The following is a 261-nucleotide window of genomic DNA, read 5'->3' on the forward strand; positions in this document are numbered from 1 at the left end:
CTGCGCGGGGCGTTGCGGCGGCGGCGCGAAACGCCCAGGCAGACGGCCCTGGGGCGCCAGGCCAGGCTGAGCGGCGCCCGGGGCGTGTTCGATTGCGCGCGCGATCTGGCCGGCCGCCATGTCGGCTTGGTGGATGACGTCATGACCACGGGCAGCACCGCCGATGCGGCCGCGCGCGCCTTGCTGGCCGCGGGCGCGGCCAGCGTGACGGTGCTGGTGGTGGCGCGCACGCCGCGCCGGCCCTGATGTCCGGGCGGGGAG

At 78.2% G+C, this 261-nt stretch carries 1 protein-coding gene; it reads left to right on the top strand.

Going from position 1 to position 261, the window contains the following annotated elements; genetic code table 11:
• A partial coding sequence (locus SB751_RS32105) for a ComF family protein (RefSeq protein ID WP_410749275.1) occupies positions 1 to 246 on the top strand: 246 nt, incomplete at its 5' end.
• Positions 247 to 261: the final 15 nt, after the last annotated feature.

Origin of the sequence: Cupriavidus sp. SIMBA_020 (genome assembly GCF_046535395.1) — a bacterium.
Classification (GTDB): Bacteria; Pseudomonadota; Gammaproteobacteria; order Burkholderiales; family Burkholderiaceae; genus Cupriavidus; species Cupriavidus campinensis.